This window comes from Granulicoccus phenolivorans DSM 17626 = NBRC 107789 = JCM 15570 (genome assembly GCF_000423085.1).
GTDB lineage: Bacteria > Actinomycetota > Actinomycetes > Propionibacteriales > Propionibacteriaceae > Granulicoccus > Granulicoccus phenolivorans.
In genome coordinates this window covers 1-24,101 of the sequence record NZ_AUHH01000044.1, presented here as the reverse complement: position 1 = coordinate 24,101, position 24,101 = coordinate 1, and the positions used below count along the sequence as shown (strand labels likewise).

21 protein-coding genes and 2 pseudogenes are annotated in these 24,101 nt (G+C 68.9%); 15 read left to right on the top strand and 8 right to left on the bottom strand.

The window, feature by feature from the left end; translation table 11 throughout:
* Positions 1 to 178: 178 nt before the first annotated feature.
* From G531_RS23190 to efeB, 7 genes are all read left to right on the top strand, one after another.
* Entirely contained in the window at positions 179 to 1,363 is a 1,185-nt protein-coding gene (locus G531_RS23190; protein ID WP_051215586.1) for a flavin reductase family protein, read from the top strand.
* The gene (locus G531_RS0115545) at positions 1,360 to 2,811 is read left to right on the top strand and encodes an MFS transporter (RefSeq protein ID WP_026927942.1); all 1,452 of its coding nucleotides are present in this window, start codon (positions 1,360 to 1,362) and stop codon (positions 2,809 to 2,811) included. The genes G531_RS23190 and G531_RS0115545 overlap by 4 nt, the downstream gene beginning before the upstream one ends.
* Before the next feature lie 109 nt (positions 2,812 to 2,920).
* Entirely contained in the window at positions 2,921 to 3,688 is a 768-nt protein-coding gene (locus G531_RS0115540) for an SDR family NAD(P)-dependent oxidoreductase (protein ID WP_051215585.1), read from the top strand.
* A gap of 170 nt (positions 3,689 to 3,858) precedes the next feature.
* Positions 3,859 to 5,322 (top strand): MFS transporter, encoded by a 1,464-nt coding sequence (locus G531_RS0115535; protein WP_162143186.1) that lies wholly within the window; start codon positions 3,859 to 3,861, stop codon positions 5,320 to 5,322.
* A 132-nt stretch (positions 5,323 to 5,454) separates the two neighbouring features.
* Positions 5,455 to 6,327: an iron uptake transporter permease EfeU gene (gene efeU / locus G531_RS23185; RefSeq protein ID WP_035759296.1), complete on the top strand. Its 873-nt coding sequence runs from the start codon at positions 5,455 to 5,457 to the stop codon at positions 6,325 to 6,327.
* Positions 6,324 to 7,625: an iron uptake system protein EfeO gene (efeO, locus tag G531_RS0115525; RefSeq protein ID WP_026927939.1), complete on the top strand. Its 1,302-nt coding sequence runs from the start codon at positions 6,324 to 6,326 to the stop codon at positions 7,623 to 7,625. Before efeU ends, efeO begins: the two co-directional genes overlap by 4 nt.
* A complete protein-coding gene (gene efeB / locus G531_RS23180; protein WP_051215584.1) occupies positions 7,625 to 8,917 on the top strand; it encodes an iron uptake transporter deferrochelatase/peroxidase subunit in 1,293 nt (430 codons plus the stop codon). The genes efeO and efeB overlap by 1 nt, the downstream gene beginning before the upstream one ends.
* Before the next feature lie 15 nt (positions 8,918 to 8,932).
* Here the strand turns inward: efeB and G531_RS0115515 are convergent, their stop codons facing one another.
* Positions 8,933 to 9,679, bottom strand: a complete 747-nt coding sequence (locus G531_RS0115515) for an SDR family NAD(P)-dependent oxidoreductase (RefSeq protein ID WP_026927938.1) — start codon at positions 9,677 to 9,679, stop codon at positions 8,933 to 8,935.
* Between the two features lie 126 nt (positions 9,680 to 9,805).
* Between G531_RS0115515 and G531_RS0115510 the strand changes: the two genes are divergently transcribed.
* The 3 genes and pseudogenes from G531_RS0115510 (at position 9,806) to G531_RS23175 (ending at position 12,495) form a co-directional block, all read left to right on the top strand.
* Positions 9,806 to 10,750, top strand: a complete 945-nt coding sequence (locus G531_RS0115510) for a ketopantoate reductase family protein (RefSeq protein WP_026927937.1) — start codon at positions 9,806 to 9,808, stop codon at positions 10,748 to 10,750.
* Positions 10,747 to 11,067, top strand: a complete 321-nt coding sequence (locus tag G531_RS0115505; protein ID WP_026927936.1) for a putative quinol monooxygenase — start codon at positions 10,747 to 10,749, stop codon at positions 11,065 to 11,067. Before G531_RS0115510 ends, G531_RS0115505 begins: the two co-directional genes overlap by 4 nt.
* A 44-nt stretch (positions 11,068 to 11,111) precedes the next feature.
* Positions 11,112 to 12,495 (top strand): annotated as a pseudogene (locus tag G531_RS23175) (L-serine ammonia-lyase).
* Between the two features lie 135 nt (positions 12,496 to 12,630).
* Here G531_RS23175 and G531_RS0115495 read toward each other — a convergent pair.
* Both G531_RS0115495 and G531_RS0115490 read right to left on the bottom strand, forming a co-directional pair.
* The gene (locus G531_RS0115495; RefSeq protein ID WP_026927935.1) at positions 12,631 to 13,308 is read right to left on the bottom strand and encodes an arsenate reductase ArsC; all 678 of its coding nucleotides are present in this window, start codon (positions 13,306 to 13,308) and stop codon (positions 12,631 to 12,633) included.
* Positions 13,309 to 13,312: 4 nt separating this feature from the next.
* Entirely contained in the window at positions 13,313 to 13,984 is a 672-nt protein-coding gene (locus G531_RS0115490) for an arsenate reductase/protein-tyrosine-phosphatase family protein (RefSeq protein WP_026927934.1), read from the bottom strand.
* Between the two features lie 46 nt (positions 13,985 to 14,030).
* Here G531_RS0115490 and G531_RS0115485 point away from each other — a divergent pair, with 46 nt between their 5' ends.
* The 3 genes and pseudogenes from G531_RS0115485 to G531_RS23170 all read left to right on the top strand — a co-directional run.
* Positions 14,031 to 14,708, top strand: a complete 678-nt coding sequence (locus G531_RS0115485) for an aquaporin (protein ID WP_026927933.1) — start codon at positions 14,031 to 14,033, stop codon at positions 14,706 to 14,708.
* A gap of 44 nt (positions 14,709 to 14,752) precedes the next feature.
* Complete coding sequence (locus tag G531_RS0115480; protein WP_026927932.1) at positions 14,753 to 15,244, top strand: NfeD family protein; 492 nt, start codon at positions 14,753 to 14,755, stop codon at positions 15,242 to 15,244.
* 54 nt (positions 15,245 to 15,298) lie between these two features.
* Positions 15,299 to 16,360, top strand: a pseudogene (locus G531_RS23170) (SPFH domain-containing protein); the annotation flags it as partial.
* Between the two features lie 339 nt (positions 16,361 to 16,699).
* On the opposite strand, the gene G531_RS0115470 reads toward G531_RS23170, so the two are convergent.
* A complete protein-coding gene (locus G531_RS0115470) occupies positions 16,700 to 17,209 on the bottom strand; it encodes a hypothetical protein (protein WP_026927931.1) in 510 nt (169 codons plus the stop codon).
* Positions 17,210 to 17,265: 56 nt separating this feature from the next.
* Between G531_RS0115470 and G531_RS0115465 the strand changes: the two genes are divergently transcribed.
* Positions 17,266 to 17,886, top strand: a complete 621-nt coding sequence (locus G531_RS0115465) for a flavin reductase family protein (protein WP_026927930.1) — start codon at positions 17,266 to 17,268, stop codon at positions 17,884 to 17,886.
* A gap of 52 nt (positions 17,887 to 17,938) precedes the next feature.
* Positions 17,939 to 18,319: a phage holin family protein gene (locus G531_RS0115460; RefSeq protein ID WP_026927929.1), complete on the top strand. Its 381-nt coding sequence runs from the start codon at positions 17,939 to 17,941 to the stop codon at positions 18,317 to 18,319.
* A 334-nt stretch (positions 18,320 to 18,653) separates the two neighbouring features.
* Here the strand turns inward: G531_RS0115460 and thrC are convergent, their stop codons facing one another.
* The 4 genes from thrC to G531_RS0115440 all read right to left on the bottom strand — a co-directional run bounded on the left by thrC (position 18,654) and on the right by G531_RS0115440 (position 22,773).
* Entirely contained in the window at positions 18,654 to 20,099 is a 1,446-nt protein-coding gene (gene thrC / locus G531_RS0115455; RefSeq protein WP_026927928.1) for a threonine synthase, read from the bottom strand.
* A 71-nt stretch (positions 20,100 to 20,170) separates the two neighbouring features.
* Positions 20,171 to 21,469: a DUF445 domain-containing protein gene (locus G531_RS23165; protein WP_211221877.1), complete on the bottom strand. Its 1,299-nt coding sequence runs from the start codon at positions 21,467 to 21,469 to the stop codon at positions 20,171 to 20,173.
* A 59-nt stretch (positions 21,470 to 21,528) separates the two neighbouring features.
* Positions 21,529 to 21,882 carry a VOC family protein gene (locus tag G531_RS0115445; RefSeq protein ID WP_026927927.1) on the bottom strand — a complete coding sequence of 118 codons (354 nt, stop codon included), beginning with the start codon at positions 21,880 to 21,882 and terminating at the stop codon, positions 21,529 to 21,531.
* 99 nt (positions 21,883 to 21,981) lie between these two features.
* Positions 21,982 to 22,773: a MerR family transcriptional regulator gene (locus G531_RS0115440; RefSeq protein WP_026927926.1), complete on the bottom strand. Its 792-nt coding sequence runs from the start codon at positions 22,771 to 22,773 to the stop codon at positions 21,982 to 21,984.
* Between the last annotated feature and the right edge of the window lie 1,328 nt (positions 22,774 to 24,101).

Genomic DNA, 24,101 nt, shown 5'->3' with positions numbered 1-24,101 from the left:
CTGTAGTGATTACTACAAATTGCTGTAGTACCTATTACAGATTGGGATGCGCGGAAAGTCAAGAGGGCGTCTTCGGTACCGTTCCGGGAGTCGGGACGAACTCATTGCCGCGAACCGGGTGGGCGGCCGAACCTCGTTACGAACGCCGGCGTTCGCCGGCCTACGCATGGGAGCTGACATGGCAGTCCGGCCAAGCGCCACCGACGTGGCGATCGATCCGCAGGTGTTCCGCGAAGTGATGGGTCACTACCCGACCGGGGTGGTGGTGGTGACCGGCGTCCATCCCGATGGCGAGGAACTGGCGCTGATCATGGGTACCTTCAACTCGGTCTCCCTCGAGCCGCCGATGGTGTCCTTCATGCCGATGAAGACCTCGGGGACCTGGGAGCGGCTGCGCGAGTGCGCGACCATGTGCATCAACGTGCTGACCGGTGACCAGGAGAGCCTCGGGCGGACCATCGCCATGCGCAAGAAGGACAAGCTGGCCGGCCTGGAGCTGGACCGGTCGCCGTCGGGCGATCCGATCCTGGTGGGCAGCCTGGCCTGGATCGACGTGAAGCTCGGCCAGGTCGTCGACGCCGGCGACCACTGGATCGCGCTGTGCGACGTGATGGACCTGACCGTGGAGAACCCGGCCGGTCCGCTGATCTTCTTCCAGGGCGGCTACGGCCGATTCATCGTGCCGTCGCTGATCGCTCGGGTCGAGCAGGACATCACCGCCGCCGTACGCCAGGCCGAGCTGGCCCGGGCCGATCTGGAGGAGTTGGCCTTCGGGCTGGGGGTCGAGGCGACCCTGCTCACCAAGGTGAATGAGGGCGAACTGGCCGCCGTGGCCACCGCCACCGCCCCCGGCGTGGTGAACCCCAGCTATCTGGGGCGACGGATCCCGTTGATCGCCCCGCTGGGTGACATGGTCATCGCGCGCTCCACGCCGGCCGAGCAGGAGGCCTGGATCGGCCGGGCGCTCAAGCCGAGCGAGGACGACAAGGCTCAGTTCCGGGACCGACTGGTGATGGTCAACGAGTTGGGGTACTCCGCCTCGGTGCGCGCGGACGACAAGTCGTACGCTGACCTGGTCGAGGCCACCGTGGGCTATTCTCGTGGCCAACTCACCCCGGCCGAGGAGAAGCGGATGCGGCAGACCATCAGCGGGGCAGTCGTCTGCTTCCCGGCCGAGCAACTGCACCCCGGCCAGAGCTACGACATCGGGTCCATCGCGGTGCCGGTCATCGAGGGACTCACCCTGCTGGTGTCCTGGCTGCCGATGGGGCAGCCCCAGGAGCAGGTGCTGCAGTGGGTGGAGAAGATCAAGGCCACCGCGGCGACCATTGCCCAGCGGGTCGGGATGCTTCAGGAATCGTGAGCGGCACCTCGCGCCCGCTGCGCGGCTCGGGGACAGTACTGGCCGTCGTCTTCATCACCACGCTGATGATGTCGGCGGGGACCAACATGCTCAATATCGCCGCGCCGGCGGTCACCACCGCTTTTCAGGCCAGCGCAGTGGCGGCGACGGTGATGCTGATGGCGTACTCGGTGATGAACACGATGCTGATCATCCCGGCCGGCCAGGTGGCCGACGTGCTCGACCGGCGGGCGGTGTTCCTGATCGGCCTGGCGCTGTACACCGTGGTCACCGTGCTCATCGGATTCAGTCCCACCATCGTGGTGCTGATCATGGGGCGGGCCATCCAGGGCGTGGCGGCGGCGATGCTGATGAGCTCGGCGGTGTCGATCCTGATGCTGGCCTTTCCGCCGAAGAAGCTGACCGGGGCCATGGGGGTCTACCTGGCCGGCTTCTCGCTGGGGCAGGTGACCGGGCCGATGATCGGCGGCGTGATCGCCACCGCCCTGGGCTGGCAGTGGTTGTTCTGGGCGGTGGCCCCGGTGACCCTGCTGGCGCTGCTGCTCGGCCTGTGGGCGTTCCGGGGACTGCCGGCGCCCACCCGAAAACCGGGAAGCCGACGCAGTCAGCTCGATCTGCCCGGGTCGTTGCTGCTGGCGCTGTTGCTCGGCGGTGCCCAGATGGCGCTCAGCCTCTCCGGCACGCTCGGGCTGACCAGCCCGGTGGTGCTGACCATCATCGTGCTGGTGGTGGTGTTGATTCCGGTGTTGCGGGTGGTCGAGCGCAGGGTCGCCAATCCGGTGCTGCATCCGGAGCTGTTCGCCCGCCGCGACTTCCCCGTGGCGTTGCTGCAGGGATTCCTGGTGATGCTGCCGCGGGTGGGGGCGGTGACCGCGGTGGGGCTCTACTTCCAGGGCATGCACGGCGATTCCGCGGCCGTGGCGGCGGTCAAGACGGTGACCTTCCCCGTACTGCTGACCGTCGGCTCGCTGACCGGTGGCCGGGTGCGCAACCTGCTGTCGAACCGCACCGCCACGATCGTGAGCGCGGTGGTGGCCGCGGTCGGGATGGCGGTGATGCTGCTGTCGGTCCCGCTGGCCAGCGATCTGCTGGTGATCATCGGCCTGGGCATCCTGGGCCTGGGCAACGGCGTCTTCCAGACCCTGAACTCGAGCACCATCGTCACCAGCGCCCCCAAGGAGCGGGCGTCGGTGGTCAATGCGATCCGCAGTACCGGGCAGACGTTCTCCACCGGGATCGGCCTGGCCCTGGCGATGGCGCTGATCCTCGCCTTCGCGGCAGCGGACCAGGGCGCCGCCTTCATGGCCGGCAATCCGGCCGGGCTGTCCGCGGACGGCCGTGCGGCGATCGACCTGGGCTTCAGCGTCACCTACGCGGTGATGCTGGTCCTGATGCTGACCGGTGTCGCGTTGAGCTGGGTCCGGCCGTCGTCGGCCGACCAGCGCTGAGCCGACCCCCGATTTGCCGCGATATCGGTGCGGCTTACGCTTCCCCGTAGGACTTGGCCTTGCTGGTACGCAACGTTGCGGTGCGCCGCGGGCTCGACGGGAGGCTGTTGTGGACGTTCAGGGAATCGTGGCCGGCAAGGTGGCACTGGTCACCGGCGGTGGCTCCGGGATCGGGCGGGCCACCGCCGAGTTGTTGGCGCGGGAAGGGGCGACGGTCGTGGTGGCCGATCGGAACGTGGCGGCCGCCCGGGCGACCAAGGAAGACCTCGACGAACTCGGCGCTGCCGCGCTTGCCGTCGAGGCTGATGTGTCCCTGCCCGACCAGGTCGAGGCCATGGTTGCCGCAGCGGTCGCCGAGTTCGGTCGGCTGGACATCGCGGTCAACAATGCCGGCACCCCCGGCGGTTATCGAGACGTCACCGACCTCTCCGAAGGGGCGTGGGACACCACGCTCGGGATCAATCTGAGCGGCACCTTCCACTGCCTCAAACACGAGATTGCCGCTATGCGGGCCAACGGCGGCGGGGCCATCGTGAACATGTCCTCGGCCACGGTGCTCAAGATGGCCGCCCCGCAGCCCGACTATGCCGCCAGCAAGTCGGGGATCATCGCGCTCACCCGGAGTACGGCGCTGGCGTACGGCCCCGACGGCATCCGGGTCAACGCAGTGCTGCCCGGCCCGACCGACACCCCCATGCTGTCGGCGGGCTTCAATGCGCGCTCCATCGACCTGACCGAGATGGGCAAGCGGTACCCGCTGCGCCGGATCGCCACCGCCGACGACATCGCGAACCTGGTCGTCTGGCTGGCCTCCGACCGGGCCGGGATCATCACCGGCACGGCGATCCCCGCCGACGGTGGCTACAGCCTGACCTGAAGCAGCGCCCGAGCCCCGTCGGTGAGCCGAAGCCCGTCGGTAAGCCGAAGTTCGGTCTTGCCGCTGTGACCGTCGGGGGCCGACGATACGCTTCGCGCAGAGAGTCCGGCTCAGCCTGGGGCAAATCCGGCCTCCACCACCAGCCGAGCACGTCGAGGGGGCACTGAATCGTGAGCGAGACAGCGCGCCCGTTGCGTGGGCCCCGGAGCATCCTGGCCGTGGTCGCCATCACCACGTTCACGCTCTCGGCGGGCACCAACATGCTCAACATCGCCGTGCCGGCCATCACCACCGAATTCGGGGCCAGCGCGATGATGGCCACGGTGTTGCTGATGGCCTATCCGCTGCTGAACACGATGCTGATCATTCCGGCCGGACAGGTCGCCGACGTGATCGACCGGCGGAAGGTCTTTCTGATCGGGCTGGCGCTGTACACCGTGCTCAACGTCATCCTCGGCTTCAGTCCGAACATGATCTGGCTGATCATCGGGCGGGCCCTGCAGGGCATCGCGGCCGCGATCCTGCTCAGTTCGGCGGTCTCGATTCTGATGATGGTCTTTCCGCAGAAGAAGCTGACCGGCGCGATGGGCGTCTACTTGGCCGGCTTCTCGGTGGGCCAGGTCACCGGTCCGATGCTCGGCGGTGTGCTCACCACCGCGCTGGGTTGGCAATGGCTGTTCTGGGCCGTTGCGCCGGTGACCTTCCTCGCCCTGGTCTGGGGGCTGTGGGCGTTCCGCGGCATACCCGAACCGGCTCGGGGGCCGCAGGCCCGACGCAACCGGCTGGACGTGCCGGGGGCGATCGTGCTGGCGGTCATGCTGGGCTGCGCCCAGTTGGCGGTCAGTCTGAGCGGGACGCTCGGGCTGACCAGTCCGGTGGTGCTGACGCTGCTGGTGGTGGCAATCGCGCTGGTCCCGGTGTTGCTGCTGGTCGAGCGGCGGGTGCCCGATCCGGTGCTGCACCCCGACCTCTTCCGGCGCCGGGAGTTTCCGGTGGCGGTGCTGCAGGGCATGTTGGTGATGCTCCCGCGGGTGGGTGCGGTGACCGCGGTGGGCCTGTATTTCCAGGGGATGGATGGTGATTCCGCGGCCCTGGCGGCGCTCAAGACGCTGACCTTCCCGGTGTTGCTGACGGTGGGTTCGTTGTCGGGTGGGCGGGTGCGCAGCGTGCTGTCCCAGCGTACGGCCACCATCGCCAGCGCGACCGTGGCCGTCGCCGGGATGGTGGGGCTGCTGCTGTCGGTGCTGGTCGGCAGCGCCGTGGCGGCGATCATCGGCCTGGGCCTGCTGGGGCTGGGCAACGGGGTGTTCCAGACGATCAACTCCAGCGCGATCATGACCAGCGCGCCGAAGGAGCGGGCCTCGGTGGTCAATGCGATCCGCACCACCGCGCTCTCGTTCGGCAACGGGATCGGCCTGGCGCTGACGATGGCGCTGATCGTGGCCTTCGTCTCGGCGAGCGACGCCGGGGCGTTCATGGCCGGGAATCCCGCGGGGCTGTCCGCCGACGGCCGGACGGGCATCGACCTGGGCTTCGGGGTCACCTACACGGTGATGCTGGTGCTCATGCTGCTCGGCCTGGCGCTGACCTGGGTCCGGCCCGGTCGGTCCGGGGAGTCCCGGACCGCAGCCTGACCCGACGACTCGTCGGATACATATTCGGAACACCGGACTCAAAAAGGGCCCGCAGTCGTCTTGACGCCATAGGTTAGGCAGTCCTAATCTTCATGGGCCAGCTTAGGCGAGCCTGGCCTAAGGAGGATTGGGATGTTTCTCGCGAACTTTTTGATCGCGCTGCGCGAGGGCGTGGAGATGTCGTTGGTGGTCGGCATCATTGCCGCTTACCTGATCAAGAGCGACAATCGCGGCGCGCTGCGCCGGATGTGGCTCGGCGTCGGAATCGCGGCGGCGGTCCCGCTCGCGTTCGGGGCCGCGCTCACCTGGGGGCCGAAGGGGCTCTCCTTCCAGGCCCAGGAGGTGATCGGCGGGGTCCTGTCCCTGCTGGCCGCCGCCCTGGTCACCTGGATGATCTTCTGGATGGCGAAGAACGCCCGCAACATCAAGGGTGAGCTCGAGGGGCAGCTGTCCGCGGCCACCGACTCCGGCGGCAGCGCCCACGGTGTGATCTGGATCGCCGCCCTGGCCGTCGGCCGCGAAGGCCTGGAGACCGCCCTGTTCCTGTGGGCCACGATCAAGTCGTCGGCGGAGAATCAGGCCGGGCTGGCCGTGATCGGAGCCGTGGCCGGTCTGGTCGTCTCCGCCATCATCGGGTACGCCATCTTCCGCGGCGCCCTGCGGGTGAACATGCGGATCTTCTTCCTGGTCACCGGCTATCTGCTGATCCTGGTTGCCGCCGGGGTGGTCAGCTACGGCCTGGGCGACCTGCAGGAGGCCGGTGTGCTGCCCGGCGGGAGCCTGCATGCCTGGGACTACTCGGCGCTGCTGCCCGGCCAGGGATCCCCGCTGCACTGGCTCTACGTCCTGGCCCAGGCGATGTTCCAGTTCAACCTGAAGCCGACCGTGCTCCAGGTGGTCGGCTGGCTGGTCTATTTCATCCCCACCACTATCGCTTTCCACCTGCGCTCGCGGATCAAGAAGAGCCCGCGTCCCGCCTCGATCAAGGAGAACACCCCCGCATGACCCCGATCACCCGTCTGAGCACCCTCGCTGTGGGAGCGGTCGCGTTGACCCTCGCCGTGGCCGGCTGCACCGACAATGCCACCCCGGCCGGCGCCGGTACGCTCAATGTGACCATCACCGACACCACCTGCCAGGTGTCCGCGGCGCAGGCCCCGTCCGGCACGGTCAACTTCGAGGTGAAGAACACCGGCACCGTGGCCAACGAGTTCGAGATCCTGGCCGCGGACAAGCTGCGGATCGTGGTGGAGAAGGAGAACATCGGCCCCGGCACCACCGTCCAGGTCACCACCGCGATGGCCGAGGGCACCTACTACACCGCGTGCAAGCCGAACATGGTCGGCGACCTGGTCGGCGTGACCGAGTTCAAGGTCACCCCGGGGGCCCAGGTCCAGGTCAGCGATGACGTGAAGCAACTGCAGGACAAGGCCGTCGACAGTTACACCGACTACATCAAGGACCAGGCCGGCGCGCTGCTCACCAACACCCAGAAGTTCGCCCAGGCGTACGCCGCCGGCGACACCGAGACCGCCAAGCGGCTCTACCCACTGGCCCGGATGTACTTCGAGCGGATCGAACCGACCGCCGAGGCGTTCGGCATCTCCGAGCCCGGTGACCTCGATGCCGCCCTGGACCGGCGGATCCAGGATGTGGCGCTGGAGGCGAATGCTCAGGTGACCGATCCGGCGGTGTTGGCCCAGTGGCACGGCTGGCACCGGATGGAGGCCGACCTGTTCAGCGCCGCGGGGTCGGCGTACAAGATCACCGACCCGGCCGCCCGCCAGGCCGAGGCGGATCAGTTGGTGACCAACACCCAGACGCTGTACGACCTGGTGTCGGGCAAGCGCACCGGTGCCGACGGCAAGCCCTTCGCGGTCACCCTGGCCGACATCAACCATGGTGCCGGGGCCCTGATGGAGGAGGTTGCCAAGGGCAAGATCGTCGGCGAGGAGGAGACCTTCAGCCACACCGACCTCTACGATTTCCAGGCCAACCTGGAGGGGGCGCAGGTCGCCTACGGCAACGTTCAGGACATCGTGAAGAAGAAGGACCCGAGCCTGGATACCGAGATCACCCAGCGCTTCGCCACGATCGCGGCGCTGTTGCAGAAGCAGCAGACCGGTACCGCGGCCGACGGCAGCCCCACCTACCCCGACTACTCGACGATCGCCGCGGTCCAGAAGGAGGCCGGGGAGGTCCCCAATGAGGCCGCCTACACCCCGGTGCAGCGGGAATTCTCCGACGGGGTCAACGCCGTGTCCGAGTCGCTGTCCAAGGTCGCCGCGGTCGTGTTGAACTGATGGGCGAGACAAAACACGCAGTCTCCCGGCGCGGCCTGCTCGGGGCGGGCGGCCTGCTCGCCCTGGGCGGGGCCGCCGGGGCAACCGCCGGATACTTCGGCGGGACCTCGGCCGCCGGCGCCGAGCACCGGGTGCACGCAGAGGCGTACCGGGGCGCGACCCAGGCCGGGATCATCACCCCGGCCCAGGACCAACTGGTGATGGCCGCCTTCAACGTGACCACGACCAAGCGCGACGAACTGCAGGCGCTGCTGCGGGAATGGTCGACCGCGGCCGAACAGATGACCGGCGGCGAACTCGTCGGCGGGGAGCCGGAGGAGAATCCGCTGGCCCCGCCGCGGGACACCGGTGAAGCCTGGGGTTACGACCCGGCCGGGTTGACGATCACCTTCGGCTACGGGGCGAGCCTGTTCGTGGACGCCCAGGGCACCGATCGGTTCGGGCTGAAGGACCGGATGCCGGCGGTACTGGCCGCCGGGGTGCCGAAGTTCCCCAAGGATGCCCTGCAGGCGGACAAGTCCGACGGGGACATCGTCGTGCAGATCTGCGGGAACGATGCCCAGGTCTGTGTCCATGCGCTGCACAACCTGGCCCGGATCGGCTTCGGGCGGGCGGCGCTGCGCTGGAGCCAGGTCGGCTACGGCCGGACCAGTTCGACCTCGAAGTCGCAGGACACCCCGCGCAACCTGTTCGGGTACAAGGACGGCACCAACAACATCAAGTCCGAGGACTCCGCCGACGAACTCGCCCGGCACCTGTGGGTCCAGTCCGGGGACGACCCGGCCGCGGAGTGGCTGGCCGGGGGCACCTTCCTGGTGGCCCGCCGGATCCGGATGCTGCTGGAGATCTGGGACCGGCAGACCCTGGCCGACCAGAATGACTTCATGGGCCGCAGCAAGCGCTACGGGGCGCCGCTGTCGGTGGCGAACCCGCGCAACGCCGACGAGTTCGTCACGCCCGACTTCGCCGCGGTCGGGCCCGACCGGCAACCGGCGATCCCGGACAACGCGCACATCCGGATCGTGCACCCGTCGATGAACAACGGCGTCCGCATGCTGCGCCGGGGATACAACTACACCGACGGCAACGACTCGCTGGGGCGGCTCAGCGCCGGGCTGTTCTTCATCGCCTTCGTCCGCGATCCCCGGACCCAGTTCTATCCGGTGCTGCTGAAGATGACGAAGCATGATGCGTTGACCGAGTACCTGCAGCATCAGGCCTCCGGGCTGTACGCCGTCCCGCCCGGGGTGGGCCGCACCGGCCGATTCCCCGGCGAGGCGTTGTTCGGCTGACCCGCTCGGTGTCTGCTAGCGGGCCAGGTAACCACCGTCGACGGGCACCTCGGCCCCGGTCATGTAGCTGGAATCGGCGCTGGCGAGGAACGCCACCACGGCGGCGATCTCGGTCGCCCGGGCGTACCGCCGCAGGGGAGTGTCATCGATGATCGGGCCGCCGCGGTTCGGATCCGACATCGGGGTGGCTACTCCACCGGGGCAGATGGCGTTCACCCGGATCCCGCGCTCGGCCAGTTCCAGGGCCGCGACCCGGGTGAGGCCGATGATGCCGAACTTGCTGGTGGTGTACGCGCCGAAGCCCGCGGCGCCGGCGCGGCCGAAGATCGAGGAGATGTTGATGATGGAACTCCCCGAGGGCATCAACGGTGCGATGGCCCGGATCCCGAGGAACATCCCGGTGAGGTTCACGTCCAGGAGTTCTCGCCAGGCGGCGAGGCTCTCCTCACCGAGCGGCGCGGTGTGCAGGATCCCGGCATTGTTCACCAGAATGTCGACACCGTCACCGAGCCGGGAGGTGATCGCGGCCCAACTGTCCTCGTCGGCCACATCGAGGTGGAGGAAAGTGACGTCATGGCCGGCCGAGCGCAACCGCTCGGCCTCGGCCTCCCCGGCGTCGTCGAGCACATCGGCCAGGTAGACCGCCGCTCCCTCGGCGGCGAGTCGCTCGACGTGTGCGGCCCCCTGGCCGCGTGCGCCGCCGGTGACGAGGGCACGCCGGCCGGACAGTCGCTGGGTGGGTGGGGAGGAAGGACTGGACATGGGGACCTGCTCTCGGCTCGGGTCGAACACTTGAACAAACCATATGGTATTGACTGCAGGTTCGTGTTGGGGCAAGGAAAATCGCCCCGGCAACCCATGCCGCCGGGGATCGGTAGGCTCACCGCCATGAGCGAATGGTCGGGAAGCGAAGCTGCGGCGATCGAGTCGGTGGCAGTGGTCGGAGCCGGAGCCATGGGGGCGATGTACGCCGCCCATCTGGCCCGCGCCGGGGTGGGCGTACGCCTGGTCGCGCGCGGGGAACGGGCCCGCCGGCTGACCGAGCAGCGGCTCACGGTGAATGGGGAGTCCCTGGACGTGCCGGTCTGGGATGCCGACACCGACGCCGGGAAGCCGGTCGATCTGGTCCTGGTCGCGGTCAAGCATCAGCAACTCGCCGGCGCCCTCGACGATGTCGCGGCGCTGGTCGGCCCACAGACGACCTTCCTCTCGGTGCTGAACGGACTGGGCTCGGAGCGGCAGATCGCCGAACGCTTCGGCCACCCGGAACGGGTGCTGCCCTGTATCGCCCTGGCCATGGACGCCGAGCGTGCCGGGACCGAGATCCGGTTCCGGCAGGCCGGGAGGCTGGTGTTCGGTGATCCCATCGCGCTGTCGGGGCCCAGCGAGCGGGTCCGGGCCGTTCAGGCACTCCTGGATGCCGCCGGGCTGGACTGGGAGACCCCGCCGGACATGCGGCCGCAGATGTGGTGGAAGTTCATGGTCAACGTCGGGGTCAACCAGGCCTCGGCGGTCCTCGACAAGCCGTATGGTGCCTTCGTCGAGGACGGGCCCGCCCGGTGGCTGATGCTCGCGCTGATGACCGAGGTGATCGAGGTCGGTCGGGCCGAAGGGGTTGACCTGGGGGTCAAGGATCTCGAGCGCTGGGATCACGTTCTGGCCAACCAGCCGGCCGAGGGGATCACCTCGATGCACCAGGACGTCCTGGCCGGTCGGTCCACCGAGGTGGACATCTTCGCCGGGGAAGTCGTGGAGCTCGGGATCCGGCACTCGATCCCGACCCCCTACAACCAGACCATCCACTGGATCCTGCATGCCAGGATGGACGCATGATCATGATCGTGGTGAAGTTCCCCGTCAAGCCCGAGTACGCCGATCAGTGGCCCGCACTGTCGCGCGAGTTCACCGAGACCACCCGGGCCGAGCCGGGCAACAAGTGGTTCGACTGGTCCCGCAGTGTTGAGAACGCCAATGAGTATGTGCTGATCGAGGCCTTCGACGACGACGCGGCCGGGGCGCACGTGAACTCCGCCCACTTCAAGAAGATGCAGCAGGAGTTCCCGCAGTATCTGGCGGCCACGCCCAAGATCGTCTCGCGCCAGGTCGATGGGGACGACTGGGACGAGATGGGCGAGATCACCGTCGACTAGACGGAGGTGACCCGGCGACGCATCCCTCGATCAGCATCTTCGAGATGATCAAGGTCGGGATCGGCCCGAGCAGTTCCCACACGATGGGGCCGTGGATCGCGGCCGGGCTGTTCCTCGATCGGATCCGCGCGGCCGGGGCGCTGGCCGAGGTGGTCGAGGTGCAGGTGCACCTGTACGGGTCGCTGGCCAAGACCGGGATCGGGCACGGCACCGACGTGGCGGTCATGCTCGGCCTGGCCGGGGCGGACTACACCACGATCGACACCACGACGATCGCCGACCGGGTGGCCGAGTTCGACCGGGGAATTGCCGCTGGCCGGGACGCATCCGGTGCCCTTCCGGCGCGGGGAGCACCTGCAGTTCCACCGGGACCGGACCCTGCCCGGGCATGCGAACGGGATGCGGATGGCGGCCCGGTTCGGGGACGGGACGGCGGTCGACTGGGAGTGCTTCTCCGTCGGCGGCGGGTTCGTCGCGTTCGCCGGGCAGGCGGATCCCTTCGATGCGGTCCGGGTGCCGTACCCGATCGACGCCGGAGCCGACATCTTGGCACATGTGCGACGGAGGGGATTTGCCCGGGTCTCCGATCTGGTGTTCGCCAACGAGCAGGCGTACCGGCCCCGGGCGCAGACCGTGGCGAAGGCCGAACACCTGTGGGCCGAGATCATTGCCGCGGTGCATCGCGGGGTGAGCCGGACCGGAACGCTGCCCGGTGGGCTGAATGTGACCCGCCGCGCCTCGGGGCTCTGCGTACGCCTGCTCGGGGAGGTTCCGGCCACCCGCGCGGGCCTGATCGACGCGGTGCGCGGGATGCCCCGGGATTTCCGCACTGTGAACCAGTGGATCTCCTGTGCCGCGCTGGCGGTGAACGAGGAGAACGCGTCGTTCGGGCGGATCGTCACCGCGCCGACCAATGGGGCCTCCGGGGTGATCCCCGCGGTGTTGATGTACCTGCACACCTGCACCGATCACTACGACAACGACGACATCGTCCGGTTCCTGTTGGTGGCCGGCGAGATCGCCTCGGTGTTCAAGAAGAACGCGACGATCTCCGCGGCCGCCGGAGGCTGCCAGGCCGAGGTCGGGGTGTCCTCGGCGATGGCCGCGGCCGGGCTGGCCGAGGTCCTGGGCGGGAGTCCCGAGCAGGTGCTGATGGCCGCCGAGATCGCGATGGAGCACAACCTCGGCCTGACCTGCGACCCGATCGGCGGGCTGGTCCAGATCCCGTGCATCGAGCGCAATGCGATGGGGGCGATCAAAGCGATCAGCGCGGCCCACCTGGCGGTCGAATCGGATGCGGCCAAGGCGCGGGTGAACCTGGATCAGGTGATCCGCTCGATGTGGCAGACCGCCCAGGACATGAAATCGGAGTACAAGGAGACCTCCGAGGCCGGTCTGGCGGTAGCGGTGAACATCCCGGAGTGCTGACTACTCGGCACGTTGACCGTTTCGCTGCACTCAACCCGATTGACCGGCGGTCAAACTGCCTCTGACTGAGGCGGCCGAAGAATGAGTGCAGCGAAACGGTCAAACTCGCAGATAGCCCCCGATCCGGCAGGCCGATCAGGCCTTGGCCGGCACGCCGAGTTCGGCCAGCAGGGCCTGCACCCGCCGGTCGATCTCGTCACGAATCGGGCGTACGGCCTCGATGTCCTGGCCGGCCGGGTCGTCGAGTTCCCAGTCGACGTAGCGGGTCCCGGGCAGGATCGGGCAGGCATCCCCACAGCCCATGGTGATCACCACCTGGGCCGCGCGGACGGACTCCTGGCTCAACGGCTTGGGGAACTCCTCGGAGATGTCGATGCCGCGTTCGGCCATGGCCCGGACGGCGACCGGATTCACCTCGGCGGCGGGCTCCGAACCGGCCGACCAGCCCAACGCCCGCCCCGCGGCATAGTGCCGGAAGAAGCCCAGGGCCATCTGGGAGCGGCCGGCGTTGTGGATGCACAGGAAGAGGACCGTGGGCAGCCCGTCCTGGATCATGCCCTCGGCCCGGGCGGTGGCTCGCAGGCGGTGCCGGGCCAGGGTCTCGGCGAGGATCGGGAGGTGGTTGGTCACCCGGGCCCGAGCGGCCAGCGCGGCATAGGAGGTTTTCAGGTAGTTCTCGATGATCTCGAGGCTGTACATCCCCTCGAACTGCTTGGCCAGCCGCTGCGCCGAGGCGTGCAGGGCCTGCTGGGCATCCAGCGTCAATGCCGGGTGAGCCGGGTGGGGCTGATCGGGCGCAGTGGGCGTGGTCATGGCATTACTCCTTGATGAGATGGGGCACGAGCACATGGATGCGGGTGGTCAGAGCGGCAACGGTGGCGTCGAAAGCGGCGGCAGAACCATCCGGGGCGGGATCACTGACCGACCAGTGCAGCCGGTCCCGGCCCTCGAGTTCCTCATGGGCAGTGTCGCACACGCTGATCACGAGGTCATCAGTACGCAGGACATCCTCGACCGCCCGGGGACGGTGCCCCAGCAGCGTCAATCGATGCCGCTCCGCCGCGGCAATCGTGCCGGCGGGAAGGCGCGCAGCCGGATGGGTGCCGGCCGAGGCCACCGGTACCCGGCTCACGTCGTGCCACAGGGCCGCGGCCAGTTGCGAGCGGGCAGAGTTGGCGGTGCACACGAACAGCACCCGACGCGCGGTCAGCGCGGGGGGCGGCTGCAGCGCCTCGGTCGCTGCGGGGATCCGGTGCAGATAGATCCGCCGCCGGTCGCCCTCGGACCGGTGCCGGGCGACCAGTCCCGCGGTCTCGAGCAGCCGCAAATGGTGGGCCAGCAGGCTGGAGGAGATTCCCAGGGCGCGCTGCAACTCCACCGGTGCCGCGTCGCCGAGCGTGAGCAGATCCACGATCCGCAGCCGCACCGGATCGGCGAGGGCGGCGTACCGCTCGACCCGCTGTTCCAGCGAAGGTGCCTCAGTACTCATTGACTCAATATTGACTTAGTAATCGTGGGTGGTCAAGGATTGCTCCGTGAGCACCCCTGTCCCCCCGCTGTGGCGCCGTGCCGCCGCCGAATTCGTCGGGACCGCCGCGCTGGTCGCGGTCGTGATCGGCTCCGGGATCGCGGCCCAACAACTGTCCCCGAACGACACCGGCCTGCAACTGCTGGAGAACACCCTGGCCACGGTGTTCGGCCTGGCGGTGCTGATCGCGATCTTCCAGACCGTCTCCGGGGCCCAGTTCAATCCGGTGGTCACCCTGGCCGACCGGGTGCTCGGGGCCCGGCGTACGCTCGCCGAGCTGGGCGTGTTCGTCGTGGTCCAGATCGCCGGGGCGATCGGTGGGGCAGTGGTGGCGAACCTGATGTTCGAGGTGCCCACCACGCTGTCGACCAAGGTCCGGGCGACCCCGGGGCACCTGCTGGCCGAGGTGGTCGCCACCGCGGGTTTGGTGCTGGTGATCTTCGCCCTGGTCCGCACCAACCGATCCGGCTGGATCCCGGCGGCGGTCGGGTCCTACATCGGGGCGGCGTACTGGTTCACCTCCTCGACCTCGTTCGCGAATCCGGCGGTGACGATCGGGCGGATGTTCTCCGACACCTTCGCCGGGATCGCGCCCGGATCGGTGCTGCCGTTCCTCGGGGCCCAGGTCGTGGGCGCCGCGCTCGGAGTCGGGCTGGTAGTGCTGTTCTTCCCGCGCCGCGCCTGAGCCACCGGCGGGCCGGGTAGGCTCGGGGCAAGCGGGAGGTGACGATGTTCGACTGGCTGGGGGCCAATCCGTGGGCGTTGTGGCTGTTCCTGTCGGTCGCGCTGGCCGTCGCGGAGTCGATGAACGGCGACTTCTTCCTGCTGATGGTGGCCGTCGGTGCGCTGGCCGGCATGGTGGTGGCGATCTTCCTGCCCGGGGTGGTCCTGATTCAGGTGCTCGTGGCGATCGTGGTGGCGCTGCTGACGGTGTTCCTGTTGCGCCCGACCCTGATGAAACGGGTCCGCAATTCCCCCGGCTACCGCAGCAGCCTGGACAAGATCCTCGGCGCCGAGGGGCGTACCCGCACCGAGATCACCGCTGCCGGCGGTGAGGTGCTGATCAACGGCGACGTGTGGAGCGCCCGGCCCTACGAGCCGGACGCCGTGATCCCCGCCGGAGTGCTGGTCGATGTGTACGAACGCGACGGGGTCACACTGCTGGTGCAGCCGCAGCGCCGGGAGCTGGATGAGGGTGGGTTCCCGACCGTAAACCCGTGAACCGGGGTCGGTCGGGCATGGTTGAATGGAGCCAGGCGACGAAGGAGACAGGCCATGGATCTCATCTGGGTATTTGTCGTAGTCGCGCTCCTGATCATCTTCCTCGGTGCGTCGGTCAAGGTCATCCGGCAGCAGCAGGTCGGGCTCGTGGAGCGCTTGGGCAAGTTCAGCCGTTCACTGGAGCCGGGGCCGCACCTGGTGATCCCGATCGTGGACCGGGTGGTCCACAAGCTCGACATGCGCGAGACGGTGGTGCCGTTCCCGCCGCAGGGCGTGATCACCGAGGACAACCTGATGGTGGGGATCGACTCGGTCATCTACTACCAGATCGTCGATCCGGTCCGCGCGGCCTATGAGGCGCAGAACTACGAGGGCGCGATCGAACAGCTCACCATGACCACGCTGCGCAACATCATCGGCGGGATGGACCTGGAGCAGACCTTGACCAGCCGCGAGGACATCAACCAGAAACTGCGGCTGGTGCTGGATGAGGCTACCGGCAAGTGGGGGATCAAGGTGAACCGGGTCGAGCTGCGCTCGATCGAGCCGCCGCCCACGATCCGGGACGCGATGGAGAAGGGGGCGCGGGCCGAGCGCGACAAGCGAGCCGCGATCCTGTTGGCCGAGGGGCAGCGCCAGTCGCAGATCCTGTCCGCCTCCGGTGACAAGGAGTCCTCGGTGCTGCGGGCCCAGGGCAACCGGGAGGCCGCGGTGCTGGCGGCCCAGGCGGAGCGGCAGTCGGCGATGCTGCGGGCCGAGGGCGAGGCCCAGGCGATCACCACGGTGTTCAACGCCATCCACGCCGGGCAGCCGGATCAGGCGCTGCTGGCGTACCAGTACATGCAGATGCTGCCGACCCTGGCCAAGGGCGATGCGAACAAGATGTGGATCGTGCCGAGCGAGCTCGGGGACGCGCTGAAGGGACTGGGCAAGGCCTTCGGGGCCGGTACCGACCCGACCGGGATCCCCACCGACAGCCGGCCCAACGCGAACTTCAAGGCCCCCGAGCCGATCGACGTCTTCGCCGAGATCGAACAGCAGAAGCGCGCCGATCAGGAGGAATCCGAGCGGACGGTCAAGGAGGCCATCGAACAGGCCCAGGCGCTGGAGAACCCGGCAGCGGTCAAGCGGACCTCGGCGCAGGCCAAGCAGCACGAAACCGAGCAGGAGGACGGGCCGCGCGGGATCACCGCCCAGCCCGAGCCGGCCTACGGGGCCCCGGACCAGTACGCCGCGGCGCCGCAGACCGCTCCCCAGCAGCAGACTGCCCCGCCGCAGACCGCGCCCCAGCAGTACGCCCCGCAGCAGTACGCGCCCCAGCAGTACCCGCCGCCGCAGGGGGCGCCGCAGCAGGCCGCACCGGGGAACCAGCCCCCGCAGCAGTCCTACGGCCCGCCGCAGCAGTACGGGATGCCGCCCCAGCAGTGAGGGCTCGCTGAGCGATCGGACGCCGGGTCAGGACACCGTCCTGGCCCGGCGTTTGCCGATCACCACCGAAATGATCCCGGTCACCACCAGGAGCAGACCGAAGCCGCCCCCGGCCAGCGCGGCCGCCCGCGCGAACCCGTTGGTGGTCGGGTCGCCGCCGCCGGACAGCTGAACCAGGGAGTACGCCAGCAGCGCCACGCAGACCACCAGGATGATGCCGCCGGTGAACAGACAGGCCATTCCGGCCCGGATGGTCTGCTTACCCGGCCCGAAGCGCGGATCGGTGGCGCGGTCGTACACCGCCGGTGGCGGGGCCGCCGGCTCGTTCAGCTTCGCCTTCACCGCCTGCAACCGTTGCTTCGCCCGGGTGGTCCGGGTGGTCTTCGGCGGGGTGGTGCCGGTCGTCTTCCCCCGGGTCGTATTTGTGCTCTTCGACCGGGGCTTGCCGGGGTTGCGGGCGGCCTCCTCGCGCGCGGCGGCCGCGTCGGCCCGCTGCTGGGCGGCTCGGGCGGGATTTCCGGACAGGTTCTTGCTCACCCTCCCAGGCTAGGCCGTGCCGCCGGGGCGTACGATGCACGCCCGAGGGGGCAGACATGAAAACCGAGTACCTGGTGGCCGAGATGGCACCCAAGGGCATCTATCCGATGTTGACCGCGACGGTGGTGCCGCGGCCGATCGCCTGGGTGACCTCGGTGTCGGCCGAGGGCGTACTCAACCTGGCCCCGCATTCATTCTTCACCGTGGCCTCGGCCCGGCCGCCGATGATCCAGTTCACCTCGGTCGGGGAGAAGGACACACTGCGCAACATCCGGGCCACCGGGGAGTTCACCGTCTCGATGGTCACCGAGCCGCTGACCGAGGCAGCCAACGTCACCTCGGTGGATGCCCCGCACGGGGTCGATGAGTACGCCGTGGCCGGGCTGACTCCCGAACCGAGTCGGCTGGTCGCGCCGCCGCGGGTGGCGGAGTCCCCGGTCGCGCTGGAGTGCCGATTGCACGCCGAGATCGCGATGGGCGACTACTTCCTGGTGATCGGCGAGGTGCTGGCATGGGCGATCGACGACGCGGTGCTGGACGCCGGCCCCCGACTGCATCCGCTGATCCAACGGATGCGCCCGATGAGCCGCCTGGGCCGCAAGGAGTGGGGGACCCTCGGCGAGGTGCGGGAACTGGACCGGCCGGTCTGGTCGGAGTTCGGCGCGGACCGGGGCTGAATCCGGGGAGACCCCCGATGGCCGGTGCCGCTGCCGGTGCCAGGCTGGAGGCATGAACCTCATCCTGCGCATCCTGGCTACTGCCATCGCGACGGGCGTGACCGCCTGGTTGCTGCCCGGGATTCATATCCTCGGCAACACCACCGCCGACAAGGCCCTCATCCTGGTGGTCGTCTCGCTGGTGTTCGGCGTGGTGAATGCCATCGTCAAGCCGTTGGCGGAGATGGTGTCCTTCTGCGCGATCGTGCTGACCATGGGCCTGTTCCTGCTGGTGATCAACGCCCTGATGCTGCTGCTGACGGCCTGGGCGGCGAGCCAACTGGGGTTCGGCTTCGTGGTCGACAGCTTCTGGTGGGCCCTGGCCGGGTCGGTGGTGATCTCGCTGGTCTCCGGGATCATCAACTCGGTGCTGGGGACGAAGAAGGAGCGGTAGCCGTCACAAACGGTGCAGCAGAATCGTTCGGGCCCCCGGGAAAGTGCCGCTGACTGGACCCGGTGAGATTCTGCTGCACCGTTTTTGACGGTTCCAGGCATCCAGGCCATCGACCTGATGTCGCGAGCAACCCAGTGCGATGGGGTCGCTCACCGCGCCGCGGTCAGCCTCGATCGGCCATTCAGCGTCGGTGATGGGTATCGAGCGTCAAGGATGGCTATTGAGCTTCGGTGCGCCGCGAAGCGCGGTTACCCCCGGTGACGCTGCTTTACCGTCGTGACGCTACTTGAGGCTTTCGCGGGACGGGAAGCCCGGAATCAGCGCCCGGTCGACCTCAGCGCTCGGCGGCGCGCTCGGCAATCAACTCCTGCAGCGCGGCGACGTCATTGGGCAGCTCGAGCACGTGCCGCGGGGCATCCAGCATCGCGCGGAAGCGCTCGGGCAGTTCCGGGGCCTCACCCAGCGCCTCGGTGATGGTCTCGGCAAACTTCACCGGCAGCGCGGTCTCCATCACCACCAACGGCGTGGCCACCTGATCGGCGTACGCCGCGGCGACCTTGACCCCGTCGGCGGTGTGCGGATCGACCAGAACCTGGTCGGACTCCCACAGCTGCCGGATGGTGGTCACCCGGTCGGCGTGCGAGGAACACCCCGAGACGAAGCCGTACCGCTCCCGCAGCCCGGCGAACTCGGCGGTCTGCGACAGGTCGATCTGCCCCTCGGTGAGCAGGCCGGTGGTGAACAGCTGGCGGATCCGGGCGCCGTCGCGGCCGAGCAGGTCGAACACGAAGCGTTCGAAGTTGCTGGCCTTGGAAATGTCCATCGACGGGCTCGAGGTCGCCAGGGTCTCCGCCGAGGACCGCGGGCGGTAGACCCCGGTACGGAAGAACTCGTCGAGCACATTGTTCTCGTTGGTGGCCAGCACCAGGGTGTCCAGCGGGATCCCCATCTGCTTGGCCACATGGGCGGCCGCGATGTTGCCGAAGTTCCCGGTCGGGACGCAGACCGAGATCGGCTGCTCGTCATCCGAACTCGCCCGCAGCCAGGCCGCGACGTAGTACACGACCTGGGCCACCAGCCGGGCCCAGTTGATCGAGTTGACCGCGCCGATGTGCCAGCGGGCCTTGAACTCGGCGTCGGCGTTGACCGCCTTCACCAGATCCTGGCAGTCGTCGAACACCCCGTCGACAGCGATGTTGACGATGTTCGGATCGGTCAGGGAGAACATCTGCGCCTGCTGGAACGGGGTCATCCGCCCGGCCGGGGTCAGCATGAACACCTGCACCCGGTCCAGCCCGCGCAGCGCATACTCCGCAGACGACCCGGTGTCCCCGGAGGTGGCGCCGAGTACGGTCAGCCAGGTGTCGCGGCGGGTCAACTCGTACTCGAACAGCTGCCCGAGCAACTGCATCGCCATGTCCTTGAACGCCGCGGTCGGACCGTTGGACAGGTGCGCCAGCCACAGCGGCCCGTCCCCGATCGGCTCGACCGGAACCACCTCGTCGGTGCCGAACACATCCTTGTTGTACGCCCGCCGGCAGATCTCCAGCAGGTCGTCGGAGGGGATGTCGTCGATGAACAGGCTCAGCACCTGATGGGCGAGCGCGGAGTACCCCTGCTCGGCGAGGACCCGACGCCACTGCGACCGGGTGGCCCGATCCACCTGCGGATATTCCTCGGGCACGTACAGGCCACCGTCGGGGGCCAGACCGGCCAACAGGATGTCGCTGAAACCGGCGGTCGGATCGCCGGGGAGGCCTCGGGTGGAGACGTAACGCATGGCCGACACACTAGCGCCGCGGGTCCGCCGGCCGAGAATCCGCGGCCCCGGAAACCCATGGGCGGACCGGTTCAGAACAGGGTGCCCAGATGCATCAGGCCATGGATCGCCAGACCGGCGAGGGCGCCGACCACGGTGCCGTTGATCCGGATGTACTGCAGGTCCTTGCCGACGAACATTTCGATCCGCTCGGAGGTCTCCTTGCCGTCCCAGGCCTCCACGGTGTGCGAGATGACTCCGGCCAGCCGCGGGCCGTAGTTCTGCACGATGAACCCGACCAGTTCGATCACCCGGTCCTCGATCGAGTGCCGCAGCTCGGCGTTGCGGCTCAGCGAGGTGCCCAACTCTGCCAGCCAGCCGTCGGCGCGGCGCCACAGCGAGGAATCCCGGTCGACCATGGCCCCGTTCAGCGAGTCCCGGATGGAGTCCCACAGCCGAACCGCGGTCAGCCCGACCTGCTCGTGACTGAGCAGGCGATCCTTGAGCCGCTCGCCGCGGGCCCGCATCACCTCATCGTGCTGCAGGTCATCGGCCACGGTGGACAGCAGGTCGTCGATCGCAATCCGGGCGGGGTGCTCGGGCTGGTCACGGACCGCGGCCAGCCACTCCCGCGCCTGCTGGTACGACCAGTCGAGCAGGCGCCGGTCGGCCCAACTGGGCAGCCAGTCCGGCGTACGCTCGCCGATCACGTCGGTGAACTTCTCCGGGTGGCGCTCCAGCCAGGAGTAGAGCTCGCGGAAGACCATATCGACCAGCCCGGTGTGCGCCTTGTCGGCGACGATGCCCTCGAGGAAGGCCCCGAAGACCGGGCTCATGTTCTCCTTGCGCAGCCGGGGCAGGATGGTTTCCTCGATCAGGCTGAGCACGTCCTCGTCGCGGATCCGGCCCAGCCCCGCCCCACCGAGCTTGGTGACCTCGTCGAGGATCCGGGCCCGGTGCTGCGGATCGCTGAGCCATTCGCCGAGCCGGTGCCCGATCTTCGCGTTGCGCAGGCGGGTCTGGAACACCTCCGGCACCAAGAAGTTGTCGGTGACGAAGGTCTGCAGCGCCCGGCCCAGGCCGTCCTTCTTCCGCGGGATGATCGCGGTGTGCGGGATCGGGATCGCCAGCGGATGCCGGAACAGCGCAGTGACGGCGAACCAGTCGGCCAGCCCACCGATCATCGCGGCCTCCGCGGCGGCGTTGAGGTACCCGAGCAGGCTGTACGGATCCCGGTTCAGCGTGAGTACGAAGATCAACGCTGCCAGCACCAACAGTCCGGTCGCGATGATCCGCATCCGGCGCAGCGCGGCGCGACGGTCGGTGTCGCCGCTGACGGTGAAGGTGTTTCCGGGCTGAGCCGTGGTCCCGGGCCGGGTGGTGACAGTCACACCCCGATTCTTGCGCGTCGGGGCGGCAAACGGGTCACCGGTCAGGGATGATTCCGGGCTCAGTGGGGGGTGCCGATGTCGAACAGGTTGCCCTCGGGGTCACGCAGGGTCGTCCAGGTGAAGCCGTGCTCGGCGAAGTCGCCGACCCGGACCGCGCCCAGTCGCTCGGCCCGGGCGACGGCGTCGGCCAGGTCGGCGGTGTCGCGCAGGTCGAGATGGATCGGGTTCTTGCCCGGGTGTCGCGGGCCGGCGGCAATGAACATCAGCCGGGGTTGGTCGCCGGCGGGATCGATCTGGGCGAAGTACGCCGAGGCACCGGCGGCGACGGGGCGGTCGAGCAGTTCGGACCAGAAGCCGGCCAGGGTGGCGGCCTCGCCGCGGCAGTCGAGGGTGATGGCGTCGATGCGGAGCATGGTGAGTCCTTCGGTCGTGGGGTCGGGTGTGGCGGGGTTGGCGTGTGGCGGGGTCAGGGGGCGGCGGGGTCGGGGGCGACGGGGTCAGGGGCGGCGGGGTCAGGGGGCGAGAGGGGGATGGGCGGCGGTCGGGGTGATCGGCCAGCACACCTCGGTGCGCCAGCCGGCGGGGTCGCTGTCGGACGGTCCGATCAGGTAGTTCTCCCGGATCGGGCCGGGGGCGGCGAGATCGTGGTCATGGACGTAGCGGCCGAGCGCGGCGTACGTGCGGTCCAGCTCGGCGTACGGGCCGGCATGGATCGCGATCGCGTACGCCCCACCCGGGATCGTGCCGGCCGCGGTGGGGACCGGGACGAAGGCCTCGACCGGGCCGGCCGCTTCGGTGAAGAACGCGTCGCCGTAGCGGGCCCCGGCCGGTCCGGCGGGCAGTCCGGTGAGCTCGCCGTACAGCCCCGCGTACGCCTGCGCGAGCCAGGCATCGATCGTGTCGGCGGCGACCTCGGCGGTGCGGATCAGCGCCGGCTGGTCGGGGAGGTGGCGCAGCTCGACCCGCAGCGGGGACGGCTCGGCCAGCAGCGCGCGCAGCTCCTCGACGGCTCGGCCGGTGTCGGTGATCCGTTGCTGCAGGGTGGCCAGATGATCCCGGAGCAGGGCCGAGCGGGTCTGGTCGGGTGCGCTGAGCAGGTCCCGGATCGCCGGGAGGCCCAGCTCCAGGTCACGCAACCGGCGTACCAGCAGGGCATCGGGTACCTGATCCATCCGGTAGTAGCGGTACCCGCTCACCGGATCGACCCGGGCCGGCGCGAGCAGTTGCTGCTCGTGGTACCGCCGCAGTTGCTTGATGCTGAGGTGGGTCAGCCGGGAGAACTCCCCGATTGCGACGTCGGTCATGGCTCCAGTCTGGAATCTCCCCCGGCGGGAGAGTCAAGAGCGCGGACGAGCGTGGCCGGGGGCGCGGTTCGGGTGGGAGCTTGTGCTGGGCGCCGGGGGACTCGGGTCGGGTGTGGTGCTGTGATGGATTGTTCGGGGTGGGGGTCTCCCGCGATGGATTGTTCGGGGCCGGGGTCTCCTGCGATGGGTTCTTCGGGGTGGGGGTGGGCCTGCGATGGGTTCTTCGGGGCGGGGGTCTCCTGCGATGGGTTCTTCCGGCAAGGGGTCTCCTGCGATGGGTATTTCTGGCTGCGGGCCTCCCGCGACAGCGCCGTTCACTCCGCGACCGAACTCGTGACCTCGCTGCCGTTGCAGCAATTGCAGGAACCCGTTGCGGTCGCTGGGTCTCCGACTCTGTCGCGGTACGAGGGACCGGCTCCCTGGATGGGGGCGAGGGGGGACTCGGCTGCGGTCCCCACGGGAGTGGTGGGAGGCTTGAGGCCGGTGTCGACCTGTCGGGAGATGTCCGAAGCTGTGGGGCCGGTGTCGGGGATGGAGGGTCTGGGTTCATTCGGCGCTCGCGCGGTCCGGGACTCCGGGGCAGCGATGGTGTCCCCCGAGCCAGCGACGGAATCGTCCGGGCCAGCGAAGGTACCCTCCGGGCCAGCGAAGGAGTATCGCGAGCGGCGAAGGAACATCGCCAGCAGCGACCACTGCTGCCTTCGCTGGTCGAGGTCTTCCTTCGCTCCCCGGGCGATCCGCCCCCCGGGTGCGACCGACCACGATGTACGCCCCGATGCGCGCACGGTCGGTACCGGTCGAGGGATCGTTGACCTGTCGCGCGGCATCGGCGCGGCTCCCATGAGTCCGGGCGACCCGTCGACGGGGGTCGCGCGATGGATCCCATCAGTCGGCGATAGCAACCGGCTCGCGCACTTGCTGCACCACCCGCGGGTTTCCGGAGGCGTCGCCGAGTCGCCTCTTCTGTCGCGGGAGCGGCTCGGGGGGAATATTCTGTCGCGGGAGCGGCTCGGGGGGAATATTCTGTCGCGGGAGCGGCTCGGGGGGAATATTCCGTCGCGGGAGCGGCTCGGGGGGAATATTCCGTCGCGGGAGCGGCTCGGGGGGAATATTCCGTCGCGGGAGCGGCCCGGTGGAGATATTCCGTCGCGGGAAGCTCGGTGCCGGTTTTGCTGTCGCGCGAAGGCTGCCGGGGCACGATGTTGTCGCTGGTTGTCGCTGGTTGTCGCCGGCCGGAGCAGCCCACCCGCGTGTCATCCCTGGCCGGCGCGGCCCGCCCGTGTGTCATCCACCCGCCCGCGTGTCATCCCGGCCGGCGCGGCCCGACC